This is a genomic window from Sandarakinorhabdus sp., assembly GCF_040398645.1.
Taxonomy (GTDB): domain Bacteria; phylum Pseudomonadota; class Alphaproteobacteria; order Sphingomonadales; family Sphingomonadaceae; genus Sandarakinorhabdus.
Genome location: NZ_JBBATR010000051.1, coordinates 1 through 5,632 on the forward strand (window position 1 = coordinate 1; position 5,632 = coordinate 5,632).

Sequence of the window (5,632 nt, forward strand, 5' to 3'; positions counted from 1 at the left end):
CCCGAGCTGCGCCTGCCGGCGGTTTATCTCCCGTTCAGCCGGCGCTGCTGATAAGCTGCCGCAATGCGCTTGATTCCGCTCCTTCTGATGTTCCCCGGCACTGCTGCTCTGGCGCAGGCGCCCGGCCCGCTGCGTGTCGATATCAATGCCGGGCTGATGCAGCCGATGCCGATCGCCGTGCCGGCCTTCGCGCCGGGCAATGGCGGCAGTACCGAGGCTGGCACCACCACCGCCATCGGCGCGCGGGCGGCGCTGGTGATTGCGGCTGATCTGAAATCCTCCGGCCTGTTCCGCCCGCTCGATCCCGCCGCGTTTACGGCCACGGTGGGCGTGGATGATGTGCTGCGCCCCGAATATGCGGCGTGGCGCACCATCGCGGCGCAGGCGCTCGTTACCGGCACGATCACCGCCAATCCCGATGGCGGCATCACCCTGGCCTGCTATGCCTATGATGTGTTTGCCGGCGCTGAAATTGCCCGGCAAGGCTTTGTCACCACGGCGGCGGGCTGGCGGCGGGCGGCGCACAAATGTGCCGATCTGGTCTATTCGCGCCTGACCGGTGAAAGCGCCTATTTCGACAGCCGCATCGTCTATGTCTCCGAAACCGGGCCGCGCACGCGGCGCATCAAGCGGCTGGCGATCATGGACCAGGACGGGGCGGGCCACCGCTTCCTCACCTCCGGCCAGAATCTGGTGCTCACGCCGCGTTTCGCGCCCGCGCAGCAGACGATCACCTACATGAGCTTTGAAAACAACCGGCCGCGGGTGTGGCTGTACACGCTGGGCAGCGGCCGGCAGGACAGCGTTGGCCAGTTCGCCGGCATGAGCTTTGCGCCGCGTTTCTCGCCCGATGGCCAGAATCTGGTGTTTTCGATGGCGGTGGGCGGCAACACCGATATCTACCGCTATAATATCGCAGCCAAGCAGACCACCCGGCTGACCACCGCGCCGGGCATCGAAACCGCGCCCAGCTATTCGCCCGATGGCAGCCGCATCGTATTCGAAAGCGACCGCGGCGGCAGCCAGCAGCTTTACATGATGAACGCCGATGGCAGCGGCCAGAGCCGGATCAGCTTTGGCGAAGGCCGCTCGGCCAGCCCGGTGTGGAGCCCGCGCGGCGATTATATCGCCTTCACCCGCATCGGCGGCGGCCGCTTTGGCATCGGCGTGATGCGCCCGGATGGCAATGGCGAGCGGCTGCTCACCAACGGCTATCAGGATGAAGGCGCGTCATGGTCGCCAAATGGCCGCGTGATCATGTTTTCACGCTCCGATCGCGGCGGCCGGTCGGGCCTGTGGTCGGTGGACGTGTCCGGCCTGAACGAACGGCGGCTGCCCACGCCGCTGGATGCGTCCGATCCGGCGTGGTCCCCGTTATTGCCTTAGGCTTTGTCTGATTGTCATCTTTGCCTGTCATCATCAAACTCTATTGTCGCCGTCCCTGAAAGGAGCTTCTCGATGCACCGCTCAACCTTGCGTTTGATCCTGCTTGCCGGTGTCGGCATGGTTTTGGCGGCTTGCCAGCCCAAGAAACCGCCGGCCACGCTGGCACCGCCGCCGGCAACCGCCCGCCCGGAGCCAGCGGCGCCAACGCCCGCGCCCGAGCCTGTTGCCAAGGTCGAGATGCCGGCGGCTACCAACAGCGCCGTGCCCGGCAGCCAGGAAGATCTGCGCGCGCAGGCCGGCGGCGACACGGTGTTGTTCGATTATGACAGCTACGAGCTGAGCGCCGAAGCGCGCGGCGTGCTGGCCCAGCATGCGCAGTGGCTGAAAACCAACCCCGCTGTTCGCGTCACGCTGGCCGGCCATTGCGATGAGCGCGGCACCCGCGAATATAATCTGGCGCTTGGTGATCGCCGCGCCAATTCGGTGAAGAACTTCCTGGCGGGCCAAGGCATTGATGTCAGCCGGCTGTCGACGATTTCCTATGGCAAGGAACGCCCGGCCGCCGAAGGCACGGACGAAGCCGCAATGGCCGGCAATCGCCGCGCCGTCACCATGGTGGCTGGCTGAACCGGCGCCCCTTCCCTGCAGCCGGCCATATCGGCTAAGGCCCTGCCCATGCGGATCATCTTCATGGGCACGCCGGGCTTTGCGGTGCCGGCACTGCTGGCGCTGCATGCCGCCGGGCACGAACTGATCGCGGTCTATACGCGCGCTCCCAAGCCGGCGGGGCGCGGCAAGCAGTTGCAGATCAGCCCGGTGCAGGCGCAGGCGCAGGCGCTGGGCATGAAGATGTTTTGCCCGCGCAGTTTCCGCGATGCCGATGCCGTGGAACAGTTTCTGGCGATTGCGGCAGATTGCGATGTCGCGGTGGTGGCGGCCTATGGCTTGATCCTGCCGCCTGCCGTGTTGGCGGCGCCGCGGCTGGGCTGTCTCAACATCCATGGCTCGCTGTTGCCGCGCTGGCGCGGGGCCGCGCCGATCCAGCGGGCGGTGCTGGCCGGTGATGACGTTACCGGCGTGACCATCATGCAGATGGAGGCTGGCCTTGATACCGGCCCGATGCTGGCGACCGGGGAAACGCCGATTTCCGCCAAAACGAGCGGCGATTTGTTTGCCGAGCTGGCGCAAATGGGCGCCGCACTGCTGATCGATGTGCTCGCCAACCCCCGCCCGCCAGTGCCGCAGCCCGATGCCGGCGTGACCCTGGCGGCGCGCATCGCCAAATCCGAAGCGCATCTCGATCCGCAGCAGCCTGCTGCCGTCCTTGAGCGCCAGATCAGGGCCTTCAACCCCGCGCCGGGGGCGTGGCTGGACATCGGCGGCGAGCGGGTGAAAATCCTCAGCGCCAGCGTGGAGGCCGCCGACCCTGCCCCCGGTGTCACGCTCGATGATCGCCTGCTGATCGGCACCGGCGGCGATGCCCTGCGGCCAATCGTGGTTCAGCGCGCCGGCAAGCCGGCCATGCCGGCGCAGGCGCTGCTCAACGGCTGGCGCGTTCCGGCCGGCACACAGGTCAATTGATGCGGTTCCGGTTTACGGTGGAATATGATGGCCGGCCGTTCATGGGCTGGCAGCGGCAGCCGCATGGGCCATCGGTGCAGGCCGCGATCGAAGCGGCCATCCACCAGATCAGCGGCGAGCATGTGTCGCTGGTGGCAGCCGGCCGCACCGATGCCGGCGTGCACGCCAGCGCCATGCCCGCGCATGTTGATCTGGAAAAACCGATGCAGCCGTTCCGCCTGATGGAGGCGATCAATGCCCTGCTGCGGCCGTGGCCGGTGGCGATCATCGAATGCTTTGAGGCGCCGGCTGGCTGGCATGCGCGCTTTGATTGTCTGGGCCGGCGGTACCGTTACCGGATCATCAATCGCCGCGCGCCGCTAACGGCCGCAGCAGGCCTGGCCTGGCGCGTGCCGGCGCCGCTGGATGTGGATGCGATGCAGGCGGCGGCGCAGCTCCTGCTGGGCCGGCATGATTTCACCACGTTCCGATCATCGAAATGTCAGGCAAAATCGCCGGTGCGCACGCTGGACCGGCTGGATGTTGAGCGCATCGGCAACGAGGTCCACATCCATGCTGCGGCCCGGTCATTCCTGCAGCATCAGGTGCGATCAATGGTCGGCTGCCTGAAGCTGATCGGCGAGGGGCAATGGACGCAGGCTGACCTGGCCGAGGCGCTGGCCGCGTGCGATCGGGAGGCGCTTGGCCTGAATGCGCCTGCCGATGGATTGTGGTTTGTTAACGCGATTTACGCCGATGTGTCGGTGGGCTTTACACCCTGAACAATGCCCGCTGATACGCCAGCCCCTGCAGGCTTTAGATTACAATGGCTTGGAAATTATGACATATCTGGCATGAAAATTGCATCGGAGAACTTGGGCAATATATACGGGTCACGTGCGTATGCGGTTTCAGGTTCGGCGTCTGCCGTCACGAATAATTTGGTTTGCAAGCCTAGCGGCAGGGGTCGCCGCCGGTGTTGGCACCGGCTGGCTTATGGTCGGCTGAGCATCAACCAATCGGTCAGCGCCAACCAACCGGTCAGCGCCAACCGAGCGCTTCGGCCATGATGTGAAAAATCACATTCTGCTCCATCACACCGCGCACCAGATCGGCACGCGGGCCTTCGGCAAACAGCGCAACATCCTCACCGGCATGGCTCTCACCGGCCGTGCCATAGGTTTTTGAGGCCAGGTAATTCGGATCGTTGGGCGGCAGCAGCCGTGACAGCCCGCGCGCCACAAACGGCCCGTTGGCATAGGACAGCGTGGTCATCGGCTGGCCGCGATCATCCAGGGCCCAGCCTTCCTTGCTGAGCGCGCCATCGCTTTCGCCGCCGCGCACCGGCTTGATATAGCCCAATATGTCGTTGCCGCGCTCCGGATAGCCCGCGATGGTCATCACGTGGCTGTGATCGGCCGTGACCAGCACCAGCGTTTCATCCAGGTTCACGCGCTTCAGCACTTCGGCAACAGCGGCGCTGAACATCTGCGCTTCCTTCAGCGCGCGGTAGGGATTGCTGGCGTGGTGGGCATGATCGATGCGCCCGCCTTCGACCATCAGATAATAGCCCTTGCCGCCGCGCGCCTTGCTGCCGGCAGCCAATTTGGCGAGCGCAAAGCTGGTCATTTCCACCAGGCTGGCTTCGGCCTCGTCCTTGCGGTCATGTTCAAAGCTGAGATGATCGGGCGTGAACAGGCCCAGCACCGGGCCGTTGGCCGATGCCGCCAGCGCCCGCAAGCCCTTGGCATCGCCCACAAACTGGCCGGTGGGCCAGCGCTGCTGCCATTCCGTGATCAGATTGCGGCCGTCGTCGCGCTGCCCGCCCTTGCCAGCGGGCAGGAACCGCGCGCCGCCGCCGCCCAGCACAATGTCCATGCCGCCTTTGAAATTCACCAGCTGGGTGGCCAGATCGATGCAGCCCGATGCCCGGTCTGCAGCTGGATAGGCGCGGTCGGCCGCTTCCCAATCGCGGTTGGGCACATGGCCATACACGGCCGCCGGCGTGGCATGGGTGATGCGCGTGGTGGTGACGATGCCCACGCCCATCCCCTGCGACCGGGCGATTTCCGCAAAGCTGCGCGGCAGTTTCTCCGGCGTCTTGCAGGCTTCCGCGCCTTGATCCTGGCCCATGTTGATCACGCCGATGCGGGTTTTCACGCCGGTGTTCATGGCGCTGGCGGTGCCGGCACTGTCGGACACCTGGGCATTGCTATTGTAGGTCTTGACCAGCGCCGTGTTGGCCATCCGGTCCCAGGCCAGGCTGTTTTCCTCCCCCGGGCCGGGCTTGCGGCCATCAATCGGGTGCTGGCCATCAAAAATGCGCGCCGCGGTGATGGTGGCAATGCCCATGCCATCACCCACCATCAGGATCACGTTCTTGGCGCGTTTCGGTCGGTTGACGATTTTCAGCCTTGCATCCAGCGCGGCGCGGCCGCCCTGCCACCAATCATCCTGCACCGGCGTGTCAAGGATCGGCCCGGCAGCAAGTGCCGAAACGGGAAGGGCCAGCATTGCAGCCAGGATCGCAGCGCGCATGTTCATCATGGTTCTTCTGTGCTCGCGTTTTGTTACAGCAGTTTGATTTCGCGCAGCCGCTGCTGCAGATATTCATTGGCGGTGATCGGCGCTTCGCTGCGGGGGCCGCCGGGCAGGCTCTCGATCAGATAATCCGGCCGGAAATGCA

Annotated in this window: 5 protein-coding genes; 4 read left to right on the forward strand and 1 reads right to left on the reverse strand. The window is 65.4% G+C overall.

Annotation, left to right across the window (positions count from 1 at the left end):
• The first annotated feature begins 87 nt into the window (after nucleotides 1–87).
• The 4 genes from tolB (at nucleotide 88) to truA (ending at nucleotide 3,728) form a co-directional block, all read left to right on the forward strand.
• A complete protein-coding gene (tolB, locus tag ABWP50_RS10635; protein ID WP_353217979.1) occupies nucleotides 88–1,386 on the forward strand; it encodes a Tol-Pal system beta propeller repeat protein TolB in 1,299 nt (432 codons plus the stop codon).
• A 72-nt stretch (nucleotides 1,387–1,458) separates the two neighbouring features.
• The gene (gene pal / locus ABWP50_RS10640) at nucleotides 1,459–2,013 is read left to right on the forward strand and encodes a peptidoglycan-associated lipoprotein Pal (RefSeq protein ID WP_353217965.1); all 555 of its coding nucleotides are present in this window, start codon (nucleotides 1,459–1,461) and stop codon (nucleotides 2,011–2,013) included.
• Nucleotides 2,014–2,061: 48 nt separating this feature from the next.
• Nucleotides 2,062–2,967 carry a methionyl-tRNA formyltransferase gene (gene fmt / locus ABWP50_RS10645; RefSeq protein ID WP_353217966.1) on the forward strand — a complete coding sequence of 302 codons (906 nt, stop codon included), beginning with the start codon at nucleotides 2,062–2,064 and terminating at the stop codon, nucleotides 2,965–2,967.
• Nucleotides 2,964–3,728 carry a tRNA pseudouridine(38-40) synthase TruA gene (gene truA / locus ABWP50_RS10650; RefSeq protein ID WP_353217967.1) on the forward strand — a complete coding sequence of 255 codons (765 nt, stop codon included), beginning with the start codon at nucleotides 2,964–2,966 and terminating at the stop codon, nucleotides 3,726–3,728. The genes fmt and truA overlap by 4 nt, the downstream gene beginning before the upstream one ends.
• Before the next feature lie 259 nt (nucleotides 3,729–3,987).
• On the opposite strand, the gene ABWP50_RS10655 is transcribed toward truA, so the two are convergent.
• The gene (locus ABWP50_RS10655; protein ID WP_353217968.1) at nucleotides 3,988–5,493 is read right to left on the reverse strand and encodes an alkaline phosphatase; all 1,506 of its coding nucleotides are present in this window, start codon (nucleotides 5,491–5,493) and stop codon (nucleotides 3,988–3,990) included.
• Nucleotides 5,494–5,632 lie beyond the last annotated feature (139 nt).